At 44.6% G+C, this 23,693-nt stretch carries 22 protein-coding genes; 12 read left to right on the top strand and 10 right to left on the bottom strand.

Annotated features, from left to right (window positions below):
• Positions 1–62: 62 nt before the first annotated feature.
• The 6 genes from ACN0VA_RS09550 to ACN0VA_RS09525 form a co-directional block, all read right to left on the bottom strand.
• Positions 63–344: a HypC/HybG/HupF family hydrogenase formation chaperone gene (locus ACN0VA_RS09550; RefSeq protein ID WP_417820926.1), complete on the bottom strand. Its 282-nt coding sequence runs from the start codon at positions 342–344 to the stop codon at positions 63–65.
• The gene (locus ACN0VA_RS09545) at positions 335–877 is read right to left on the bottom strand and encodes a HyaD/HybD family hydrogenase maturation endopeptidase (RefSeq protein ID WP_417820925.1); all 543 of its coding nucleotides are present in this window, start codon (positions 875–877) and stop codon (positions 335–337) included. Before ACN0VA_RS09545 ends, ACN0VA_RS09550 begins: the two co-directional genes overlap by 10 nt.
• 97 nt (positions 878–974) lie before the next feature.
• Complete coding sequence (locus ACN0VA_RS09540; RefSeq protein WP_417820924.1) at positions 975–2,681, bottom strand: nickel-dependent hydrogenase large subunit; 1,707 nt, start codon at positions 2,679–2,681, stop codon at positions 975–977.
• 134 nt (positions 2,682–2,815) lie between these two features.
• Positions 2,816–3,955, bottom strand: coding sequence for a Ni/Fe-hydrogenase cytochrome b subunit (hybB, locus tag ACN0VA_RS09535; protein WP_417820923.1), 1,140 nt, complete (start codon positions 3,953–3,955; stop codon positions 2,816–2,818).
• Between the two features lie 3 nt (positions 3,956–3,958).
• A complete protein-coding gene (gene hybA / locus ACN0VA_RS09530; RefSeq protein WP_417820922.1) occupies positions 3,959–4,933 on the bottom strand; it encodes a hydrogenase 2 operon protein HybA in 975 nt (324 codons plus the stop codon).
• Positions 4,934–4,943: 10 nt separating this feature from the next.
• Positions 4,944–6,059, bottom strand: coding sequence for a hydrogenase small subunit (locus ACN0VA_RS09525; protein ID WP_188665005.1), 1,116 nt, complete (start codon positions 6,057–6,059; stop codon positions 4,944–4,946).
• A gap of 454 nt (positions 6,060–6,513) precedes the next feature.
• Between ACN0VA_RS09525 and hybE the strand changes: the two genes are divergently transcribed.
• The 4 genes from hybE (at position 6,514) to menA (ending at position 9,953) form a co-directional block, all read left to right on the top strand.
• Positions 6,514–7,107: a [NiFe]-hydrogenase assembly chaperone HybE gene (gene hybE / locus ACN0VA_RS09520; RefSeq protein ID WP_417820921.1), complete on the top strand. Its 594-nt coding sequence runs from the start codon at positions 6,514–6,516 to the stop codon at positions 7,105–7,107.
• A gap of 11 nt (positions 7,108–7,118) precedes the next feature.
• Positions 7,119–8,582 (top strand): sigma-54-dependent transcriptional regulator, encoded by a 1,464-nt coding sequence (locus ACN0VA_RS09515; RefSeq protein ID WP_417820920.1) that lies wholly within the window; start codon positions 7,119–7,121, stop codon positions 8,580–8,582.
• Positions 8,583–8,693: 111 nt separating this feature from the next.
• Entirely contained in the window at positions 8,694–9,068 is a 375-nt protein-coding gene (locus ACN0VA_RS09510; RefSeq protein ID WP_417820919.1) for a hypothetical protein, read from the top strand.
• 21 nt (positions 9,069–9,089) lie between these two features.
• Positions 9,090–9,953, top strand: a complete 864-nt coding sequence (menA, locus tag ACN0VA_RS09505) for a 1,4-dihydroxy-2-naphthoate octaprenyltransferase (protein WP_417820918.1) — start codon at positions 9,090–9,092, stop codon at positions 9,951–9,953.
• A 79-nt stretch (positions 9,954–10,032) separates the two neighbouring features.
• Here the strand turns inward: menA and ACN0VA_RS09500 are convergent, their stop codons facing one another.
• The 3 genes from ACN0VA_RS09500 to ACN0VA_RS09490 form a co-directional block, all read right to left on the bottom strand.
• Entirely contained in the window at positions 10,033–10,239 is a 207-nt protein-coding gene (locus ACN0VA_RS09500) for a cold-shock protein (RefSeq protein WP_417820917.1), read from the bottom strand.
• 285 nt (positions 10,240–10,524) lie between these two features.
• Complete coding sequence (locus ACN0VA_RS09495) at positions 10,525–10,845, bottom strand: hypothetical protein (RefSeq protein ID WP_417820916.1); 321 nt, start codon at positions 10,843–10,845, stop codon at positions 10,525–10,527.
• Positions 10,846–10,896: 51 nt separating this feature from the next.
• Complete coding sequence (locus ACN0VA_RS09490; protein WP_417820915.1) at positions 10,897–12,090, bottom strand: GAK system CofD-like protein; 1,194 nt, start codon at positions 12,088–12,090, stop codon at positions 10,897–10,899.
• Positions 12,091–12,349: 259 nt separating this feature from the next.
• On the opposite strand from ACN0VA_RS09490, the gene ACN0VA_RS09485 reads away from it, so the two are divergent.
• From ACN0VA_RS09485 to ACN0VA_RS09450, 8 genes are all read left to right on the top strand, one after another.
• A complete protein-coding gene (locus ACN0VA_RS09485; RefSeq protein WP_417820914.1) occupies positions 12,350–13,975 on the top strand; it encodes a PhoU domain-containing protein in 1,626 nt (541 codons plus the stop codon).
• On the top strand, positions 13,972–14,862 hold the full coding sequence (locus ACN0VA_RS09480; RefSeq protein ID WP_417820913.1) for a GAK system ATP-grasp enzyme: 891 nt from the start codon (positions 13,972–13,974) through the stop codon (positions 14,860–14,862). Before ACN0VA_RS09485 ends, ACN0VA_RS09480 begins: the two co-directional genes overlap by 4 nt.
• Entirely contained in the window at positions 14,859–15,932 is a 1,074-nt protein-coding gene (locus tag ACN0VA_RS09475) for an HprK-related kinase B (RefSeq protein ID WP_417820912.1), read from the top strand. The genes ACN0VA_RS09480 and ACN0VA_RS09475 overlap by 4 nt, the downstream gene beginning before the upstream one ends.
• A gap of 7 nt (positions 15,933–15,939) precedes the next feature.
• On the top strand, positions 15,940–16,893 hold the full coding sequence (locus ACN0VA_RS09470; RefSeq protein WP_417820911.1) for an NUDIX domain-containing protein: 954 nt from the start codon (positions 15,940–15,942) through the stop codon (positions 16,891–16,893).
• A complete protein-coding gene (locus tag ACN0VA_RS09465; RefSeq protein WP_417820910.1) occupies positions 16,886–17,581 on the top strand; it encodes a histidine phosphatase family protein in 696 nt (231 codons plus the stop codon). The genes ACN0VA_RS09470 and ACN0VA_RS09465 overlap by 8 nt, the downstream gene beginning before the upstream one ends.
• The gene (locus tag ACN0VA_RS09460) at positions 17,582–18,958 is read left to right on the top strand and encodes a metallophosphoesterase (RefSeq protein WP_417820909.1); all 1,377 of its coding nucleotides are present in this window, start codon (positions 17,582–17,584) and stop codon (positions 18,956–18,958) included.
• Complete coding sequence (locus ACN0VA_RS09455) at positions 18,955–19,224, top strand: amphi-Trp domain-containing protein (RefSeq protein WP_417820908.1); 270 nt, start codon at positions 18,955–18,957, stop codon at positions 19,222–19,224. The genes ACN0VA_RS09460 and ACN0VA_RS09455 overlap by 4 nt, the downstream gene beginning before the upstream one ends.
• A gap of 83 nt (positions 19,225–19,307) precedes the next feature.
• A complete protein-coding gene (locus tag ACN0VA_RS09450) occupies positions 19,308–22,136 on the top strand; it encodes an EAL and GGDEF domain-containing protein (protein ID WP_417820907.1) in 2,829 nt (942 codons plus the stop codon).
• Here the strand turns inward: ACN0VA_RS09450 and ACN0VA_RS09445 are convergent.
• Positions 22,133–23,692 carry a SpoVR family protein gene (locus tag ACN0VA_RS09445; RefSeq protein ID WP_417820906.1) on the bottom strand — a complete coding sequence of 520 codons (1,560 nt, stop codon included), beginning with the start codon at positions 23,690–23,692 and terminating at the stop codon, positions 22,133–22,135. The two genes, ACN0VA_RS09450 and ACN0VA_RS09445, sit on opposite strands and share 4 nt — an antisense overlap.
• Between the last annotated feature and the right edge of the window lies 1 nt (position 23,693).

Below are 23,693 nucleotides of genomic sequence, written 5' to 3'. Positions count from 1 at the left end.
ATTATGCTAAACATGATGAATACGAAAGTAGTCACAACTGCACTAAAAATCAATCTGTGATTTCAATGGTTATTTTTCATTGAGATATCCGGGAAATACATATCCACATCAATTTTGTCGGCACCGTCCATAATAGCCGTTAAACCGTCTAATGCCTTATTGATATTTTCAGCATCCTGTTCGCTAATCACCTCACGGGCGGAACCAAGAAAATTTAAGACCCATGTCCCTTCTGTTTGTGGACCAACCAGCATCATATTAACTTCTTCTGTGCCGTTTCGCCCTTCACAAAGGGCCACAAAATCCCGATTTTCAATAACCTTTACAGGCGTTCCTATACACATGGTAAACAACCGTTTTGCGCATGTTGCGACCAAAACCCGGCAACGGGTTGCTCCCGTTTTTTCAGGTTTACCCCACGTGCCTCAATTTCCTTTACGAGCATATCCAACATCTTGAAAACACGCTCTTCCGTTTCGGGGCTTAAGCCGAGGCTATTTTCCAGCTTATAGGGCACCATACCAATAATCGTAACCGTTTCCGGGGACTGACCTTGCAACTGCAAAATCCCCAACAAATCAGACAAACCTAATTGATGGTTGGAAATTTTCGTCTGAAAAAAGGCGGGTACCTGCTCGTCTGCCAAGCGGATTAATGTTCCCTCTGGATCCCCGGTATTAACGGAGTCCGTCACAATAAGATGTTTAACATCCCGCATGGGTTCCAGTAGTTCGGTCCCGGTTGTCCCCCCATCCATAACAATCACGTTATCTGGAATTTCATACATTCCTTCCAAGGCTTCAACAGCGCGGACCCCCACACCTTCATCCTGCATCAAGACGTTTCCGAGACCTATGACCAGAATTTCAGTTGTCATGGTATTTTCCTTTATTTTATTTGACAAAAACCAAGAAGATTGAACCCCACTTGGGAGGGTATCCGGGGTTCAATCTTCTTAAGCAGTCATAGCCACCCTAAAGTGCTTTGACTTTCACAATCGGTTTTTGTTCCGTATCAACCATATGAATTGCACAGGCAATACAGGGATCAAATGAATGCACAGTGCGTAGAACCTCCAGGGGCTGTTCAGGATCAGCAACCGGGTTATCCAGCAAGGAAGCTTCATAAGGCCCCATTTCGCCATTTTCAGCACGCGGCCCAGCGTTCCACGTAGATGGTACAACAGCTTGGTAATTTTTGATCTTGGCATCTTCAATCACCACCCAGTGCGATAATGCCCCACGCGGCGCTTCATGGTGCCCCACACCGCGAATTTCGCCTTTAGGGAAGACAGGTGCGTTGAAACTGTCGGTATCGCCAGAAGCAATATTATCGACAAGTTTTTGCCATTGCTGTTTCAGCGTGTCCATCATAACACCGGCACGAATAGCCCGTGCGGCATGACGCCCGATTGTCGATTCAAAAGCGGTTAATGGAATATCAGACGCACCGGAAACTGTTTTAATAATACCAACGGCATCATTGACATATTTTGTACAGTTTTCATGGCCTTGCGCCAACATAACCAATACGTTTGCCAAGGGGCCAACTTGCGCCCGCTTGCCGTTAAAGGTCGGCGCCTTGATCCATGAATACTGTCCGTCATCTTGGAAATCCGTATATTGAGGTTCGGTTTCGCCCTCCCACGGATGAAGCGTCGCATCACCTTCATACCATGCATGTTTGGACGATTCGGCAACTCCTTTATGGAAGAACGGATCGTGGAAATCCTTAATCGGTGTAAACTTGTTGAAATCACCGGCTTCAATATACCCGCCGGGCAAGTCAAACTTGGTTCCCTTGGTATCTTGTGGGCAATCCGGCACAGACAGATAGTTATTCACGCCTTTACCATATCCGGCCCAATCCAGATAAAAGGCACCGATTGCCGGAACGTCCGTCATATAAGTGGATTTAACAAAATGTTCCAGCTTATCAATCCAGCCTTTGATCATCATAATCCGTTCCATATTCAAAACAGATTGGCTATTCATATTGACGGAGTTAGAAATCCCGCCAACGGCCAAGTTCTGAATGTGGGGGGACTTACCGCCCAAAATTGCCACGATCTTGTTGCAATAATTCTGCACTTCCAACGCTTGTAGATAGTGCGCAACCGCCAACAAGTTTACTTCCGGTGACAGTTTCATCGCCGGGTGTCCCCAATAACCGGAGGCAAACGGGCCCAACTGACCGCTGGAAACAAATGTTTTCAAACGATCTTGCACCGCTTTCATTTCATGTGGACCATTTAAGGACCAGTCAGACAGGCTTTCCGCCAGTTTGGATGTGGCAACCGGGTCCGCATCCAATGCAGATACGACATCTACCCAATCTACCGCAGACAGGTGATAAAAATGAACGATATGATCCTGAATGGCATGTGCCGTCTGGATAATATTACGCACCAATTGGGCGTTTACCGGAACTTCCAACCCTAGTGCGTTTTCCACAGCGCGCACGGATGTAATCGCATGTACGGTGGTACAAACCCCACAAAAACGTTGTGTAAACAACCAGGCTTCACGCGGATCACGCCCCACCAGAATTGTTTCAATACCGCGCCACATCTGACCGGAAGACCAGGATTTGCTGACACGGCCTTCATCATTAACTTCAACATCGATACGAAGGTGGCCTTCAATACGCGTGACCGGATCGACTGTAATACGTGTTGTCACGATTTTTCTCCTAATTCGATAACTTTAGAGCAAATCCCGAGCAGATTGCACCAATCTGCGACGACGCATTTGCATTAAATCAATAAGTTAGAGCCTTTCAGGTGAGCTATAGCGAACCTGAAAAGCTCTAACTCTCACGCGTGCGCCTCTTTGTGCAGCACGGGCAGCATTTTAACCATCACCATGTATGCCATGATCTCAAACGCAACGATGCCAACGGTCACCATCACTTCCCCAACTGACGGGAAATAGCTGTAGCCAGGTCCCGGGTCATAGGTGAACAAGAAAGCATTGAAACGATAAAGCGAGCCAGCAAACAGCATGGACACCGCAGCCCACAACAAAACACGCGGATTTTGGCGCATTTTCTGGGATAACAAGGCAACAACCGGGAAAATAAACAACAAGGTTTCCAACAGGAAAAGCAGGCTATTTTTGTCGCCGGCAAAGATATATCCGACTTTGCCATTCAGGATAATTTCCCCAAATCGCACCACCAGATAAACCAATAACAAACCGACGATGATTTTGCCGATTTTAGATAACAAAGATGTTTCATCTGGTAAGTCAAAGGCAACTTGCGAAGCCGATGCTTCGAAAATCACAATGGAAAAGCCCATTGTCAGTGCCGTCAACAATGCCAAAAGAGGTTGAAAATGTACCGTCTGCCAAAGGGGGGCAACCTTATATCCCATCGCAATCAAAAACGACCCAAGGGAAGACTGGTGCATCGTCGGCAATAGGATGCCAAGGGCGATAAAAATGAACAACATCTTGTTCAATATTTTCAGCACCCCATGCGCCCCGATCCGTTCCAGAAAAGCCGGAGCAAATTCAATAACCAGAACAAGGATATAGGTTGTCACACACAGGCCAACTTCCAACATCACAGCATTGAAATTCATATGCCACGGTAAAAGCAGATTATAGAACTGCCAGTAACGTCCCATGTCGATAAAGGCCCCGACACCACCAAGGGCATACCCCAGCAAACTGGCCAGCAATGCAGCCCGCATCAATGGGTGATATTGACCTTTATTAAAAACATAGATCGTGATGGCCAGTGCATAACCGCCACAGGCCAATGCCGTACCGATTACAACGTCATAAACGACCCAAATTCCCCAAGGAAAGCCACCGTTAATATTGGCAACGGCCCCCATACCATCCATAAAACGAACGCCTAAGAAATACATGCCGATCACGAACAGAACCAGACACAACATAAAGGCCGGTGTAAAAATAGAACCGCCCAGCGGTTTAGCGTGACTCATGGTCTATTCCTCCCCGTCATGGTTGTCTTTATTGCGTTTAACCACATAGGTTAAACCCGCCATAGCTGCCGCCGGCAAAGCCATGTATTTGTATAAAGTGTGCTGTACGCCCTCTGAAACAGACGCATAAGAACGGTCTTCCAAAGGGGGCATTCCCAGCTTGTCAAACGGGATAGCCGAAATATGCAGAACATTGGTTCCGCCTGCTTCTTTTTCACCCCAGATGTGATTTTGATAATCGGCTTCCAGTTCTTTTTCATGATAACTTTCCGGCTTGGAAATATCACCACGAGGGAAGTTATAATTATCGCCCGACTTTAACTCCATGCGTCGTTTGGCTTCTTCCATCAACATACTGCGCGGACCAAACAGAGTGGCACCCGTGGGGCATACTTCCGCACAGGCTGTCATACCGCCCTTATTAATGCGTTCCAGTCCTTCCTGATTGCACATCTGGCATTTATGAATACGTCCGAATGCATTGTCATATTCAAATTGCGGAACGTTATAAGGACAGCCAACCATGCAAGTTCGACAACCGATACAAGCATCGGGATGATGCGTCACAATTCCCGTCAATGGGTCACGACGCATCGCCGTCACCGGACATACAGAAACACATCCAGGATCAACACAATGCATACAACTGCGTTTTTCAAAAGCGAAACCGTTTTCTTCGCTATCTTTCACCGCTGCCGTACCATCGCTGTAAACTTTGATGACGTTAAGCGTATCACCGGATAAGTCCAATGCGGAATCGTAAATATGACCATCCCCGCGGTCCACGGGTGTCATATCGTTGACTTCTTTACAGGCTGTTACACAGGCTTTGCACCCAACACAAAGCGTTGAATCATACAGCATGCCAACTGCCTCAGGGGCAGGTTCCAAATTCGGGCGAGCATCCGCGGCCGTACTGATACATGCAGCACCCGCGACCCCGGCACTCGCCGTTTTTAAAAAGGTTCTTCTATCCATAGCAGCCCCCTCAGGTTTCGCTGTCGGAATCAGATTTTCCAAGCCGGGTTGACACCACCGCCGCCGCACCAACGGCCGCACCTACAGCCGCACCAGCAACAGCTGCCGCACCGGCGCTCATACCTGGGGTATCTTCACGTTGTGCAATTGATGGAAATGCATTTGGTGGCGTATGGGTTTGCACTTCTGCAAGACTGAACAAAGGCTTGGTAAAGCCAACCCCCTGTTCCGTACACCCGAAACAAGGATGCCCAACGCCGACCGGCCATGTACCGCCACCGACGTCATTAAATTCCACCGCCGGACAGTTGGAATAGGTTTCAGGCCCCTTACACCCTAATTTATACAGACAATACCCTTTTTTATGTCCTTCATCGCCGAATTCCTTGGCAAAACGCCCAGCATCAAAGTGCGGACGGCGTTCGCAGTTTTCATGGATAAGACGCCCATAGGCAAATTTTGGTCTATTTTGACTATCCAGTTCCGGTAGGGTACCAAACGTCAAGAAATGCATCACTGTCGCCAAGAAGTTATACGGGTTCGGTGGGCAGCCCGGAATATTAACAACGGTTTTCCCCGGTAAAACAGCTTGCGCACCAACAGCCCCTGTCGGATTTGGTCCGGATGATTGCACCCCACCCCACGACGCACAAGATCCGAATGCAATGATTGCCGCTGCATTTTCCGCAGCTTCGACCGTATGTGCCAACATCGTCTTACCGGCAATTTTACAGTAAACACCGCCGTCTCTCGTCGGGATAGACCCTTCAACGACCAGCAGATATTTACCGGCATTTTCCTTCATGGACAGTTCTTTTAAATGCTCAACCTGATGGCCGGCACCGGCATCCAGCGTCTGGTGATACTCCAGAGACACCATTTCCAAAATCAATCGTTCCAGCGTTGGATGCTCGGAACGTAACATCGTTTCCGTCGGCCCTGTACATTCCTGACCATGCAACCAGATCACAACCGGACGCTTTTTAGGTTTCGCCACGGCTTCAGCCATTGCAATGGCTTCAGACGTTGACAACCCCAGCGTTGCTGCGATCCCTGTGCAATATTTCAGAAAATCCCGGCGGCTGATCCCAAGTCGTTTCTCAAGCGCGTCAAAATCACCCTGCATAATTCGGATATCCTCCCATCTTGGAGCAATTGCCCCTATAACCAATAATCGTCCCAACACCTTTCAGCAAAAAACGTACCAAACAAACAATCCATTGTTATTAATGAATTATTTTGATTTCTCATTCTTTTTTCACAAAAAAAGTGGCAGCCGTAACGTATATCGCAGCCAAAAAATGAAAAGTAAGTAACCACTTACACAGGGAAGTGACCTCAAACCCCTTAGCTTTTGCATATTTAATAACTAATATGAGAGTTATTATTAAAAAAATACCTATCCGTTAGAATGGTATTACCAGTATGCAGCGCAGCATTTTAGGTACTTAAGTACTATTTTTTATGTGCAACGCAAACTAACCAACCACTTACATATTTTTTTGAAAAAAAACCTTCCAATTTTCTAAAAATACTGCTTCCCTATATCCTCATTTTTACTTTATTTGAGGACCGGGACAGTGACATATCCACTGCATACCCTCAGCCCATCACAAGCGGCTGAGACATTAGAAGGCTGCTTCAATAAAATCTGGAAAGAAAATATGGTCGGGATTCAAATCTTGAATAACGACCTTGTCGTCGAAGCGGTCGAATTTCAGCAATGGGATGAACGTGTTCTTGGCATGATGGTCACCCCGTGGTTTATCAACCTTATTATTCTCCCTAAAGAAGGAGAGAATTGGGAATGCGAAAAGTTAGGCACGCGTGAGACGTTCAACTTCCCTCAAAAAGAATGTCCGGTCATGGTCAATGAAATTGAAGGCTTTGGCTTTTGCAAAACTTACTCGCTATATTCCCCGGTCAACGATTTCCCCAATCCAGAAGCAGCACGGATTGCCGCTGCCATTTTCTTGCGCGACCTGCTGGACGAGAAAAAACGTGTCGACCCCACCTATTCTGAAGAACAAATTCAACGTTATTTGAACAAAGAAGAAATGGTACATCGCGAAGAATTGAAAAAACAATTCTCAGAACCTGCCGATATGAAAAAAGAAGTTAACCGACGTGATCTCCTTCGTGGAAAATTACGTGAAACCCCGCCCTCGGCATAAAGGTTGACACAATGACGCAAAAAACAACCATCCTGATCGTCGACGATGAAGTTCGCAGCCTGGAAAGCCTCGAACGCATCCTTGAAGATGACTTCAACATTTTAACCGCGGAAAACACCATTGAAGCGGAAAAAATCCTTCAGACGGAATGGGTTCAAATCATCTTGTGCGATCAACGCCTGCCGGGTTTAACCGGTGTGGAGTTCCTCAAACTCGTGCGTCATAAATGGCCCAATATCGTACGTATGATTATTTCCGGCTACACGGATTCTCAGGACATCATCAGCGCATTAAATGATGCAGGCATTTATCAATACATCACAAAACCGTGGCAACCGGAAAGCTTGATACATTTACTAAAAAATGCAGCCCAACTCTTTGATCTACAACGTCTAAATGAATCTCTTTCTATTGAATTAAAGATGGCACCTGATGCTTTTAAAGATAGTATCGAGCGCAAAAGAGAGAAGTTAAAACAAAACTATCAAAGCGACGATGGCATCACCCGATCCGAACAGTCCATTATGAACGAAATTTGCGCAAAAATTCGTCGTGTGGCCCCTTATGATATTTCCGTTCTCATCACGGGTGAGTCCGGCACCGGGAAAGAACTCGCCGCACGCGCACTTCATTATAATTCACACCGTGCCAACAAGGCTTTCGTCGTTGAAAATTGCGCTGCCCTACCCGATCAACTGCTGGAAAGTGAGCTCTTCGGCTACAAAAGCGGTGCCTTTACCGGTGCGGTTGAAGATCGCATCGGTCTTTTTGAACGGGCCAATGGCGGTACAATTTTTCTGGATGAGATTGGCGAAGTTTCACCCGCCTTTCAGGTCAAACTTCTTCGCGTCCTCCAAGAAGGTGAAATCCGCCCCTTGGGTGCCAGCAAGACAAGGCAAGTCGATGTTCGCGTTATCGCCGCAACAAACCGTGATTTAGCCGCAGATGTTAAATCCGGGCGCTTTCGCGAAGACTTATATTACCGTTTAACCCCTATTGGCATTCACTTACCACCCTTGCGTGAACGCATTGAAGATATTCCGGTTTTGGTTCAAAAACTTCTTCATCAGGCAACAATCAACCTCGGAAAAAAAGTCGATGGTATTAGCGACGAAGCTATTACCTGCATGCAAGCCTACCATTGGCCCGGCAATGTACGCGAATTGCAAAATGAAATTCAGCATCTGCTGGTAATGAGTGACAGCAATATTTTAGGGGCAAACAATCTTTCCGCCCGTATATTACGCGCAGCCCCCCGAGACGAAGAATTGGAAATTCAAAGCTTATCCAAGCTGAATGGAAATCTGAAAGACAGGGTTGAATCCATTGAATCACGCATTTTGAAAGAGTGTCTCATTCGACATCAATGGAACAAAAGTCGCGCTGCCAAAGAACTTGGCTTATCCCGTGTCGGTTTGCGCTCTAAACTTGAACGATACGGCCTTTCTAAAAACGATCAAATTCAGACAGGATAACGCGTCTTCCTCGGTTTCGAGGATTAGGCAAATATTACCTATTTTTTATTTTAGCTTTTAACGCTAAAATAACCTTATCCTGTCAGAAATGGAGGATACCTTGTCTCTTTTATGATTGATCAAACAATGAAATGCACGACGTTTTTTAAATGGACATCAAAAGCAAAAATAGCATTTCCCTTGGCTGCACTTTTCTTATTATCCGCTTGCTCTGAACTGCTTGTAACGGATGCAATCTCAACCATTGCTACTGACAAGACAATCGGCGATCACGTTATTTCCTATGTCAGCAAAAAAGATTGTTCAACCATTCGCAGTGAACAGGGCATGACCTATTGCAAAGAAGATGACCCCAGTCTTAAAAAAGACCCGAAACGCTATTGCTACCATGAGCTAGGCAAAGTAACCTGCTACGAACAAGCAGACTTAAATAGTGTTCGACGTGATATCGAGGACAAAAAAGAGCCTGTTCCCTCAATAAAATAATAAACTGGCTTTTAAAAACAAATGCTTCTGCCTCGTTTCTCCGTTTTATGGGTCGGCATACGTCCCAAAACATTATCCATGTCGTTAACACCGATCCTTGTCGCCTTCAGCCTCGCACTCCACAACCAGCAGCCCCCGAATTATCTTGTCTTGCTTGCAATCTGCATCGGTGCAATTTCCATCCAGATTGCAACGAATTTGTTTAATGATGCACAGGATTTTTTAAATGGCACGGACACAGGCACCCGTATTGGCCCCCAACGCATTACACAGGCAGGTCTTGCGACACCATCGCAAACCCGATATAGCGCTTTTCTCTTTATAACGATTGCGGCTTTTTGTGGTTTATACCTGATTGGCATTGGCGGCTGGATCGTAACATTATGCGGGGGCCTTGCCTTACTTTGCGCATACACCTATTCCAATGGCCCTTTCCCTATTTCACGCGGTCCCTTCGGTGAATTGTTCGTTATGCTCTTTTTTGGCATGGCCGCTTTTAACGTCAGCTACCTTCTTTTGGCAGGCGACTGGCCTGAAAACGGGTGGATATATGGGGTTGCAATTGGCTGCCCGGCATGTGCGATTTTGTTATTGAACAACTATCGCGATTTGGAAAATGACGCCCTTGTGGGACGCAAAACACTCGCCGTATATTTAGGGGCCAGAGCCTCACAAATTGTCTTTGCCTTCTTTATGTTTGCCCCTTATGCCCTGCTCCTTACTCTGCCTGTTCCCTTATGGTTTTTAGCGGGTATTCCTCTCGCAATTCTCGCAACTTTCAAAATGTTTACCGTCAAGAACAAGATAGAACTCAACGCCAATCTTGGCATTTCTGCAGCCAGCCAGATTTTATTGTGTATTGGCCTTGCTATCAGCCTTCTGTAAAATTGAAAAAGGCATTCCGACCTAGATCGAAATGCCTTTATTCTTTATCCCTTGAACAAACAAGGAATATAGGTCGAGATTAGTCAACCAGTTTGATGTCAGCTGCTGCTTCTTTGCCGCGGCTTACAGAAATTTCAAAAGAAACTTTCTGACCATCATTCAGTTGCTGAATACCAGACTCGTGCAATGCTGAAATGTGAACAAAAACGTCTTTGCCGCCTTGTTCCGGTTCGATGAAGCCATAACCTTTTGTGGCGTTAAACCACTTAACTGTACCGTTAGCCATTAATCTTTAGTCCTTAGGATGTTTTATAGTCTGCCCCCCTTTCAAGGGACGTATTGAGTTCGAAGAAAGTCTGCGATGAAGTTTTGGAGAACTCAAGGAACAAATAGAATTATCCTTCGAAAAAAAGGAGTGGCCCTAAAAGGTTCGGCTTAAGGTCTATATTCTACCCCATAACGAGCAAAAAACGTAACTCACGAATAAACTGTATGTGAGTTTAAAAATAAAAGCAATTCATATTCTATTACAATATTTGCTCAGTTACATTTCAGCAATCGAACACAAAGATTACAGCTCTAATTCACCCGGTGAAACGGCGGCACGACGTTCTTCATTCAAGGCCAGAACCTTAATTTTCCCATTGGCAATTTTAAAAGAATCATAGCCAAAATCAAAAGCGAGACTCAACAGTGTATTCACCACTTCCATATCACTATTGCGGAATTTATCATTTTGCATCCAATGGTTTGCAATAGACTGCACAACCATTTGCTCAACGGTTATTTGATTGGCTTTTGCCTTATCAACCAAGGCCTTCAGCGTCCATTCACTGATAACCTGATCATTGATAACGATTTTCTTCTTATTGATACGGATGAATTTTGCCATTGCCCTGCTCTGGATATTAAAATGTTATTTCATCCAGACAGGAATACACCATCACGTCAAAGACAACAATGCCGTAACCAGCAACTGCGGATCATAATAAGGGGCACTTTGCGGTATCACCAAACGCGTATCGACTACCGAAATTTTTTCTTTTCGCAGCCTTGCTTTGGTTTCAGGTCGCAAGTTTTGACCATTCTCACTATCAATAAACACATGCGTGATAAAGGCAGATGCGGGGGGATCCTCATCCGTATCCAAGCATAGGTATTCAATTAATTTAAAAATAGAATCATCCAGCGAAAGGCCGATTCTTTCCGGATCGTCCCCCAAACTCGGCACATAAACCTTTGGACATTTTTTTCGTGCGATCGCCTGCCCCACCCCTTTGGGAAGGAGATTGGCAACAATGCTTGTATAAAAGCTTCCCGGTGGAAAACAGATTAAATCGGCTTCATCTATAAATCGCTTTTTCTTCTTTGAAATTTGTGTCGTTGTGCGCTTCTGTGTCTTCAAATCTTTTACGAGGAAAAGTTCCTCCAATGCCTTATCTAGCTTACAGACTTCCTTACCGGTGATCATATGTTGCCCATAGATCACCTGACCATCTTCCAAACGTGCCGCTAAATGCAGGGTGTCGTTCACAATTGTCGTTACTTCACCCAAAACATTCACAAGTTTCGAAAACATAAAAATAACCGGATCCATTTGCTTTCGATGGTTGAGATATCCTGCAGACAAAATCAGGTTGCCAATACTGGCACCTCTCAAATCAAAATCATCAGGCATAGCATCTAGAAACATAGATAAATGTGTTCTAATCAACCGGCGCATAGGCTGCTTAATCGCTGCAACCTGCGGGTCCTTTCCACTCGCCATCGCCTGTAGCAGCACCAACAGCTCTTTGCGTTTTGCCTCTTTGGGCAAACGATGCGCAAATAGACTAAAGATTTCAGGGCTACCACTGATGCGTTCATCCGCCAGCGCCATCATGCGTGAACGCATATCCCCAATGGCTGGCATGTCAAACGCTTTTCGTAAAATAGCCGAGCTTCCCCCGCTATCAAAAGGCGTCACTAAATGAATGGAATTATGTGTAAATTTTTTGAGAACGCGACTGGTTTCCGTCAGCGCTGTTCCCCCTGAAAAAAACAATACCCTCGGCCCGTATTCAGGTGCTCTTTCATATCGTGCGGCACGCAGCATATCGGGCATAGTCACGGTGCGAGAAACTGTTGTTTTTTTCATATCGTCCCAAAAATAATAGATCTTTTATGATATAATGCGAACCGTTGCTTCAAAGGTCCAGAAGATTATTGTTAAACTTCCAAGGAAGGTTCAGCAGGTTGCTTTTAAATTTAAACTACATTTTTAAGGACCGTCACAGAACTGAAACACAAATGACGCAAAATGCGGACCGCTTGCATAGCCGCTTAAATATAAAGATTTAAAATTTTTAATCCCTCGTTTTCGATTGTACTGAAACATCCGGTTCGCTGATATAATTATGCATTTACCCAAATCCATTCACGATAACCTGCATTTCCTTTTGGCTGAAACCCAGTCGCAAGTGAACAACCTTCTTGTTCTGCTGGAAACAGCATCGCAAACGGTTTCCCAACGCATTCTGGATCGCCAAGGCTACACCTACAATTTAAAAATGCGCGTCCATGATGGATGTTTGGACACTTTACGTCATGGCAAAAAAGGCAACGTCAATATCTATTCTTTAAGAGCTGCCGAAGCCATCGCATCTGATTTGGAACGTATCACCGATCTGTGTCACGAATGCGTTCGCCTGATGGCAAATCTATCCAGACGTGATGCCCTTAAAAAAAGTGATAATGCGGCCCTTTTATCCAAGATAGATAAAGGGATTGCCTTGATTGAGCGCGCCATAGAGGAAGATGACACGCGTCTCGCTTTAAAGATCGGCAATATCGAACGCGAATTGGACCGTGCCTATGAACGTGTCTTCAAAAAACATCTCAAAACCTTATCCAAGCAAAAAAAGCCTGAAGATGCCTTAACATCCTTGTTTGTTTCCCAGCGGATTGAAGAAATGGGCGACATTCTTTTAACCATTTCAGAATCGATCATGTCCGCAAAACTTGGGCAACCCATGCATATTGATCGTTTTCGTTCACTTAAAACAGCCTTATCCGACCTTGGGCTTCTGAATGCAGACGTCGAAACCATTGCAGAAACAAAATCCGGTAGTGCAATTGCAGGCATCAGTGCAAGTGATGACGAAACAAATGGCTATCTGGCTATTTTTAAAGACGGCAAAAAAGAAAAGTTAAAAGAAGAATTGGAAAGCGTCGAAAGCTGGCACGAAATTTATCCCGGTCTGGCCCCGCAAATTCTGTCTTATAAAAAACAAGGTAAAAATGCAGCGCTTTTGATTGAACATCTTCCAGGTCTGACTTTTGAACAAGTTTTGCTGCAAGAACATGATGATGTTGTTGAAAAGGCTCTCAAACGACTGAGTAAAACCTTAAAGGCTGTGTGGAACGAAACAAAAAAGAAAAAGAAAATTCCAGCCAACCATATGGCACAACTCAAAAAACGCTTAAAGTCAGTTTTGGATATTCATCCGGAATTCCAAACATCCTCAGTTAAAATTGGTTCGCAAAAAGTCATTTCTTTGGATGATTTGATTACACAGGCGGCACAGATTGAAAAAGACCTAGATCCTCCATTTTCCGTCTATATTCACGGAGATTTCAATCTGGATAACATCATCTTCGACCCGGAAAACCAAACCATCAAATTTATCGACCTGCATCGCTCATGCTATCAGGATTACACACAGGACATATCCGTTTTCATGGTGTCCAATTATCGTTTGCAGGTCTTGGATAATCGAACACGTAACCGAATTAAAACCAGCGCTCTTTATCTACATTCTTACGCAAGAGAATTTGCCCGCAAAAACAATGATGAAACCTTCGAACTTCGTCTTGCTTTGGGTTTGGCTCGTTCATTCATTACATCCACCCGTTTTATTTTAGACAAAGGCCTTGCCAACACCATGTATTTGCGCGCGGTCTATATTCTGCAATGCATTCAGGCTTGCCCGAAAAAAAATATAAAGAAATTTAAATTGCCGATTGAGGATCTCTTCACATGATTAATAAAAAGATTGCTGTCATAGGAATACCGGGCAAGTGGTCAACCGAAGTACTTGCTGAACGATTGGAAGAGAAAACAGGATTTCGTCTGGTTATATCTATGGCGGATGTCCATGCTGACCTTTCGACAAATACCCTTTATGCACAAGGTGTAAACCTTTGTCAGTTAGACGGCATAATCGTAAAAAAAATTAGCCAAACCTATAATCCCAATACACTGGATCGTATTGAATTGCTGCGTTTGGCTGAAAAAAATGATGTCCGCGTCTTTTCAAAACCCGACACCATTATTCGAATGATTGATCGCCTTGGCTGTACCATGACATTACGCCACGGGGATATTCCCATGCCGGCAACACGTATCAGCGAAGACATTGATTATGCGCTTAAAACCGTTCAAGATTTTGGCGCAGCCGTTTTCAAACCCCTTTATTCAACAAAAGCCCGTGGTATGTGCGTTATTGAAAGCAATCAATCTGATGATCAAATCCTGAACCAAATTTCAGAATTTAAACGCGATAACCCGATGATGTATATGCAAGAAAAAGTCGAACTCGCGGGTCAAGATTACGGAATGGTCTTTCTAGGCGGGGATTATATGGGTACCTATGCCCGCATTTCCCAAAACGACAGCTGGAATACGACCATTAACAGCGGCGGCAAATATGCCCCTTATACCCCACCGCAAAGCACAATAGAACTTGCACACAAAGCACAAGCCCTTTTCGGAATGGATTTCACCACCGTTGATGTAGCTGACACCGAAAACGGCCCCATTATTTTTGAAGTTTCCGCATTTGGTGGTTTTAAAGGCGCGAAGGAAGGTATCGGAATTGATGCCGCCAATCTTTATGCCGATTATGCGTTAAAGGAGCTCAGCCAATGATCACCCTGCAAAACATTGCACACCGTATGCAAAGTGGCTTTCCCTTATGTGATGGCCAAGTTCTATTGGACTTGGATGGTTATAAAATCGGTATTCAATCCAACTGTGAAGAGCTGTTGGAAAAACTTGGTATTTATTTCGCCCATACCTTAGGCCACGGTACACCGGATATTGTCGTCAAAGCCATTCAACGCCCACAAGACGCTTATGATTTGACTTTCACGGACTGGAAACGCGAACCCGGCAAAACTGGACGCAAAGATGCCTACGTCGATATTGAACACGCACGTATCATTCAAAAAGTTCGCACAGGCATGGTCTTTTTACAAAGCCAAACCGAACGCATCGCCGCAGGCCCTTGTCTTGAAAATGATAATCAGGTTATTAATTTCATCAATGCACAATATATGAACCACCTACAACAAAACGGTGCTCTCATTTGCCATGCATCCGGTCTTTGCGCCCGTGAAAAGGGCTTAGGAATTGCCGGGTTCTCCGGTGGGGGCAAATCTACATTGATGCTCCATCTGTTAAGCACAGATAACGTTCAATATCTGACAAATGACCGATTATTTTTACAAGATGACTTGGCCATTGGCATTCCAAAACTGCCACGCGTTAATCCCGGCACCATGCTGCATGATCCCAATTTGATCGACCTCCTCCCCACCGACAGGATCGATGCGTTAAAAGCACTTCCCCCGGCTGAATTATGGGATTTGGAAGAAAAGTATGACGTCTTTGTTGAAGATATTTATGGCCCAAATAAAATAATCGATCACGCGCCGCTCAATGCTTTCCTTATTCTCAACTGGAAACGTGAGAGTGAAGCCCCCTGCACAATACAAGAAATCAATATTGAAGAACATGTCGACCTTTTAAAAGCTGTTATGAAGTCACCCGGTCCCTTCTATCAGGATGCAAATGCAGATTTCATTTCACAAGATATGCATCAAGACAGCCTTGCTTACCTAAACGCGCTTAAAAATGTTAGGATATTTGAAGCCAACGGAAAAATTGATTTCACCTATGCGAAGGATTTTTGCCTTCAACATCTCTTGATGAAATAAGGTGAAGATGATGGTCAGAAACTTATTACTCTTGCGACATGGACATACAAAAAACACACACCCGGAAGGTGATTTTTATCGCGAGTTAAAAAACAAAGGAAAACGCAATGCTCAGCGTATCGGTGTCTGGTTACATGAAAACAAGCTACAGCCAGAACTAATCCTCGCCTCCCCTGCAGAACGGGCACGTACCACAGCGGCAAAATCTTGCAAAGCCGCCGGATTATCAACAAAGATCATCGCCAATGTGCCCCGCCTTTATAACGCCGCGCCGATTGATTTGCGCGGTGCCATCGCAAAGACACCCAATAGTATTGAATGCCTCATGGTCGTGGCCCATAACCCCGGTCTGTCCATGCTGGTTGGACAACTGAGCAATCGCTACTTGGCAATGGCTCCGGCAACCTTGGTTCACCTGCAATTTGACGGAAGTTGGAAAGACATTTCACGCTGCCATTGCACCAATATTATTGAGGGGGCAAACCTGCCTGAGACCTTTCCGTTTAATGGTCCGGGCGGTACTGAACAACGAATACGCCCGGCTTATTATTACAATCAATCCGGTGTGGTTCCCTATCGAATTGTTGATGGCGAACCGCAGGTCTTACTCATTTCATCCAGCAGCGGCAAACATTGGGTCACGCCAAAAGGCATTCACGACCCCGGTATGAGTGCGCAAGAAAGTGCCGAAAATGAAGCACGCGAAGAAGCCGGTGTAAAAGGCGCTGTCGCAGATTTTCTTTTAGGGCGTTACAACTACGAAAAATGGGATGCGACCTGTGATGTACAGATTTTTCCAATGGCCGTCACACATGAACTTGCGCCAAATGAATGGGAAGAAAGTCATCGTCTGAGAAAATGGGTTTCCCTTGCAGCTGCCATTGAATTGGTAAACACCCCTGCCCTCGCTGACATCATTGGTAACCTACCCGCTTATCTGGAAGGTATTCAACATGACTAAGCCCGTTGCCATTCTCCTGCGACATGGTGATTATCACCAATTAGAAGACACCCCCAGCGCGTTGCAACCTTTCCCGTTAAATGAACAAGGGTTCTTGCAGGCACAAGATGCGGTTGGTTTGCTCAAAGGCTTTGCGGAGCGACATAATTGGCAATTTGATCCAATTATTGAATGTTCCAATCAACTCCGTTCATGGCAAACGGCGGATGTTATATGCGAAGCATTGGATTGTTTTCGGGACATAAAAAGTAATGATCATTTAAGTGAACGCCAATTGGGAAGTGCCGCAAACCTCACAGTTAAAGTGATCGAACAAGTCCTCAACGTCGATCCTCGTTTTGAAAACCCGCCTGCTGACTGGAAATCAAACTCACATTACCGCCTCCCCCTGCAAGGTGCTGAATCTTTAATGGAGGCAGGCGAACGGGTAGCCAACCATATCAAACACACCTTACATCACCTTCCCTCAAACACTTCTGACCAACCAATCGCCAAGCTATTTGTTGGTCATGGCGCTGCTTTTCGACATGCTGCCCATATCCTTGGCATATTGGCATTTGAAGATATCGCCAAACTAAGTATGTACCACGCCAAACCTGTTGCTTTGTCCTATGATGAGGATGGCACATGGTTTCATGTATGTGGAGAATGGAAAGTCCGCCACCTCAAAGAAGAATATTCGGACTAAATGACAATGCAGCAACACTCCAAACACACTCTTTTGCCGCGCTATCACGGTAAATCCTGGCTTAACGTTCGTCTACCCCGCAAAGCTGTTGAATGGTGCGAAGGGGGGGATAAGTCGCTCGCCCCGGATTGTACCGACGAAAAGTCCCTGATGACGACTTTAAAAGAGCTAAATAAAACGAACGCATGGGTTTGGCCCAAACGCAAACATATTTTCTTTTCCGATCTACATGGCGACCCCGATGCTTTCGCCGCCTCGTTGGTCTTATCCGGTTGTGTTAAAAAAAACGGGCCTGATCCTACCGACTTTGTTTTGACTGAAAGCGGATACAAGGCCAACTTTATCATCGGGGGTGATTGTTTTGATAAAGGACCGAGTAGTCTTGGATTATTGCGTACCATTCGGCATCTCAAAGACCAAGGGGCACGTGTGCGTGTCCTTGCCGGCAACCACGATGTCCGTGTTCTATTTGGAATGCAAGCCGTCGGAAAACATAAAACACCGAAAAATGAACATTTTTTCATTCGCACCGGGCAAAAAATAATTCCGTTACTTCTCGAAATTTGGAATGAGTATTTACAGGACGAAAATTCACTGAAACATATTCCCAACAAACATATTTGCAAAAAAATGCTCTATCCTTCGCGGAAATGGTTCGACCACTTCCCCGATCTTGCAGAACCTCACTTAATTTCGCATCAAATTGAACGTGAGCTCACCCGCATTGGAAAAAAATACGATAATTTCGAAGAAAAATGTGAAAAAGCAGGACTAAACTTACGCCAAGTTTATGCCGCAGTCCTGAAGTGGCGAGAATTGTTCTTGTCTTCCAAAGGGGAGTTCCACTGGTTTTACAAGCAAATGCGCCTTGCCTTTAAATCTGGTTCCTTTCTGTTTATTCATGCCGGCTTAGATAACAAAATCGCTGCACAACTATCAGGAATGAGAATCAAAGATTTAAATCAAACATTTAAGCAAGCCCTTCAAGGCGACCCCTTCGATTTATATTACAGTCCCTTATGCAACACAGTGCGAACAAAATATAGAAATGTGGACCACCCTTTTACAAACAAAGGGGCACGGCATGTCCGTCGGGCAGGTATAAGCGCGATTATTCATGGTCATCGAAATTTACATTCAGGCCAACGGATTGCCCTTCGTAAAGGTGTGCTCAATTTTGAATGTGATGCAAGTTTAGATAGTCACACCCGTCGCAATGAAAAAATACGCGGACGCGGTGCCGCGGTCACAATTATCCATCCCAAAGGGAAAATATTGGGCTTATCCAGCGATTATCCGCATATCAAGCTATTTGCACCGCACAGCACTTTATTGCATTTACAGAAAAAACACGCAAAGAGAAAGACCAAACAATGAAAGATGATCAACGATTTAAACATGAATCTTTGCAGGATTCCAAAACAATTGCCACACTTCTAAACGCACTGACAAATGCAATTTCGGATGGGAAAATTGTCATGGAAGATGGCAATGCCTCATTAACAATGGAACCAAAAGGTTTATTGCACTTTAAACTTTCCGCCTCAAAAGAAGATGATCAAAATCGCCTAAACATTAAAATCTCATGGCAAGGAAAAACCACGGTTGAGAGCGGAAAAAACATTAAAATCTCAGGTGGATGATCACATAACAAAAGGTTGTTGTCAGCCCTATTCTCCGTGTGGCACTATGAATTAATAAAAATTCTTAGCCGAGAAAAATGACAATGAACCAACATAACGTGATTTTGATTGATCAATCAGAACCAAGTGACATTGTCATTTGCCTGCAGGAAATCGGTATCGTCAATTTCAAGATCACCCCGACCCTTGATATTGATAGCGACTTTTCTAAAATTGATTTGATTATCGTTGATGCTCAATTGACCGAGGAATGTCTGGATTTATTCGACAATACGGCCCGTCCGGCCCTCGTCACCATTGCCCCAAAAGGGATAAGCTACGATCAGTTCAGTTTTCTTGCCGAAGAATTTGACGAAGTCTTCATTCGTCCTTTTGACCCATATTTTGTAAAGCTGAGACTTTCCAACCTTTTAAAAACAAAACCACTCGCCAGAACGGCATGGAGTCAAAACAAACAGGACGCACACTACAAAAAGTTGCTAGACCTCTCTCGAGATATCATTTTAACGGTCACAAACGGTGTCGTAACATATGCCAATAAGACAGCTTTAAATACTCTGGATATTTCGCAAGGTACTTTAATCGGCAAGCGGCTTTCCCACATCGCCCATAACGATTGTGCGCAATTCATCGAAGAATCATTACCTGAACTTGCGGAAACCCAGGATCGACAACAAGTCCAATTCAAAGGCAAAAAGAATGACAAAATTCATGCCCTGCTAACAGTCACGCCTATTCCCGACGAATGCCCCAATACATATCTCCTGCAAGCTATTGATCACCTTGAACAAAAAAGTGCACTGGAAACGCTTTTACAACGCGAACGCCAATATAAAAGTTTGGTGGAAATGTCCTCCAATTTAATTTTTATAGTAAGCGACGGCGTTATTATTTATGCAAATCCCAGCAGTGAAGAAAAATTAAATAACGATCGGCAAAAAGGAACCCTCATCGGCAGGCCCTTAGCCAGCATCGTTGATATAGATTACGTTTCCATCATTGATGGTAGCTTAGGCGAACTTGCCGAAATGAATGAACGTCTGCCCCTTAAAATTCATTCATTAGATGGGACGCTTCTTGATGTCGTTCTACGTGTCGCTCATATGAATAGCGAGCTTAACGAAACTTATCTGATTGAAGCTGTTGACGTCAGTAAACAGAAACGTTCTGCCGAAGCTTTATTAGAACGTGAGGAACGCCTAAGTGGCATTGTTGATAATGCCCCGGATGCTATTATATCAATGGATGAACAAGGCAATATCGAGTCCTTCAATAATTCCGCCGTTAAGATCTTTGGGCTTGCAAGTGATGATGCAATCCAGAAAAACTTGCTGGATCTTGTACGTTTCGATAAAGACTTGGATAACTTTACAAAAAACGAAGAAATACTACTCAAAGATTGTTCGGCAAAAGAAGCTGTCGGCTTGCATATATCAGGCAAAGAAATCAATATCGACTTGTCAATTAAGTCCATGCACTTCGGTGAGCAAAAAAGCTACATTGCCATTATTCGTGATGTCACTTTGCAAAAACGTGACCATGAAGAACTGGCATTTTTGGCGAACCATGACCCGCTCACCAAACTGCCAAATAGCCACTTCCTTTTAAAGACCCTTGAAAGAATTACTGAAGATAAAAGCCAAACATGTGTTTGTTGCGTTTTATTCATCACACTTGAACGGTTGAACCGCGTGAATGACCTTTTTGGTCATCAAATGGTCGATCAGGTATTAAGCGCGGTCGCTATCCGTCTCAATGAAACCATCGGACATAACAATATAATCGGGCGCTGGGGCGGCGGTAAATTTGTTGCTATCATTGATGACCTCTCTCGTGGGCACTCCACCAAAGAAATCTGTGAGTCTGTTATCACGACACTGAGCCAGTCCTTTTTCATAGAAGATAATGAAATTGTGATTGGGTGTAAAATAGGTGTCAGTTGCTATCCAATTGATTGTGATAACCCATCCAGTCTTGTAAAGAACGCGGGCATGGCTGCGTTTGCTGCGCGCCAGGAAGAAAACACCCATTACCTTTTCTATACCAAGGCAATGGAGGCCGAAGCAGAAGAGCGCGATATGTTGGAGCGCGAACTGCGACTTGCCTTGGAACACGACCAACTTCAAGTTTACTACCAACCAAAAATTGACCTCTCAACCGGTCATATTCGCGGTATGGAGGCCCTTATTCGCTGGATCCATCCTGATTTAGGGTTCATTTCACCCGCGAAGTTTATTCCCATTGCTGAAGAAACCGGACAAATTATCACTATTGGCGAATGGGTCTTACGGCGATCCTGTTACGATACTCAAAACTGGATCACTCAGGGCGCATCGCGTCATTTAAAAGTCGCCGTCAACCTGTCCGGTCGACAGCTAGATGAAGAAAAGTTGCCCCAAACCATTCAAGATATTTTAGAAGAAACTGGCCTCCACCCCACCAATCTGGAACTGGAAGTCACCGAAAGTTCCTTGATGCGCGATATCGATCAAGGGATGCGCATACTCAAAAGTCTACGCGATTTGGGAATTACGACAGCGATTGATGATTTTGGAACCGGGTATTCATCTCTGAGTTACCTAAGGCGCATTCCACTGGACACCTTAAAAATTGACCAATCGTTCGTACGAAATCTTCATGTTGACCCGGATGATGCCGCTATTGCCCGCACCATTATGGATATGGCGGACAATATGGGATTGACAGTCGTCGCCGAAGGGATCGAAATCGAAGAACATGAAACCTTCTTGCAGTCTATTCACTGCCATATCGGTCAAGGGTATTATTACTCCAAACCAGTCCCAGCTATCGAGTTTGACAAACTTCTAACAACCTTTTCACCCCCTAAAAGCCTAAATAACAGGCGTGCGGGTAAAGACCGTAGAGCACAAGAAGACCGTAGAAAACCTTAAAAGCCGCTCTCTTCTTTCTGTGGACGGGTTGTTGCACAATAAAGCTCTTCGTTTGTTTCCTGCTCAATCCCGGTTAAAACGACATGATATCCCCATAACAATTTTAAATGCTTCAGGACTTCATTCCTTGTCTGTTCGTGAAGAGTAATTCTATTTTTGCACCGATGGCGTAGGAAAAGAGTTCGATCGCCTCTGATATTTACATCAACCACCTGAATGTCCGGTTCTTGTAAAGAGAGGTTATAACTCTCCGCCAATGCATTTCGCACCTGACGATAACCCGATTTATTGTGGATCGCCCCCACTTCCAATGTCGGAGACTTACTATCATCCCCAATGGAAAACAGCCTCATCTTACGCATCAGATATGGGCTAAGATATTGCAAAATAAAAGATTCATCGCGATAATTGGCCCACGCATCCAATAAGGTATCACGCCATTCCCCATTGCCCGCAATGGCAGGAAACCAATCACGGTCTTCCTCCGTTGGTTCCATACAAATGCGTTTAATATCCGTCATCATATTAAAACCAAGCGCATACGGATTTATGCCGCTGTAGCGCGGATCATCAAAATCAGGTTGAAAGACAACGCTTGTATGACTGTGCAACATCTCCAACAACGCGCCTTCACTTATCAATCCCTTATCGTAAAGACGGTTCATAATCGTATAATGAACAAATGTCGCGCAGCCTTCATTCATCACCTTCGTTTGTTTTTGCGGATAAAAATATTGGGCAATATTGCGCACAATACGCAAAACTTCGCGCTCCCACGTTCTTAAATTGGGGCTATTTTTCTCCAAAAAATAAAGAAGGTTCTCCTCTGGCAGCTTAAACATTTCCTGACGTCTTTTTTGTTCAACCTCGCATTCATCCAATTCTGCGACTGCCTCACTGGCTGCCGGGACAGTGCGCCAAAGGTCGTTATAGCTACGCTCCTCGTATTCCTCTCTTTCCTGTACTTTCTTTCGCAGCGCCTCTTTGGACAGTTTTGGGGGACGGCGATATCGAAACACCCCTTGATCCATCAGGGCATGGGCAGCATCCAGAATTTCCTCAACCCGCTCAATGCCATAACGTTCTTCACATTTCGTAATATAATCTCGGGCAAAGGAGAGATATTCAAGGATACCTTCGGCATCTGTCCATTGCTTAAAAAGATAGTTATTTTTGAAAAAATGGTTATGCCCAAAGGCTGCATGCGCCATCACCAAGGTCTGCATCGCCATTGAATTGTCTTCCATATTATAACTAATACAGGGACTGGAATTGATGACAATTTCATAAGCCAAACCGGAATATCCACGTCGATAACTATGTTCATCACGCGCAAAACGCTTTCCAAATGACCAATGTCTGTACATCAAAGGCAAACCGATGGAGGAATAGGCATCCAACATTTGTTCTGACGAAATAACTTCGATTTGATTGGGATACGTATCCAAATGAAGCTCATTATGCGCAATTTCTTCAATCGCATCATAGACTTCGCTCATTGTATCAAACGTCCATTCCGAACGTTCAAAGAGAGGCTTTGTTTTTTCTTCAATCATT

The organism is Terasakiella sp., assembly GCF_048267425.1.
GTDB lineage: Bacteria > Pseudomonadota > Alphaproteobacteria > Rhodospirillales > Terasakiellaceae > Terasakiella.
Note: the sequence above shows the minus strand (reverse complement) of the source record. Positions and strands in the feature narration are given on the sequence as shown.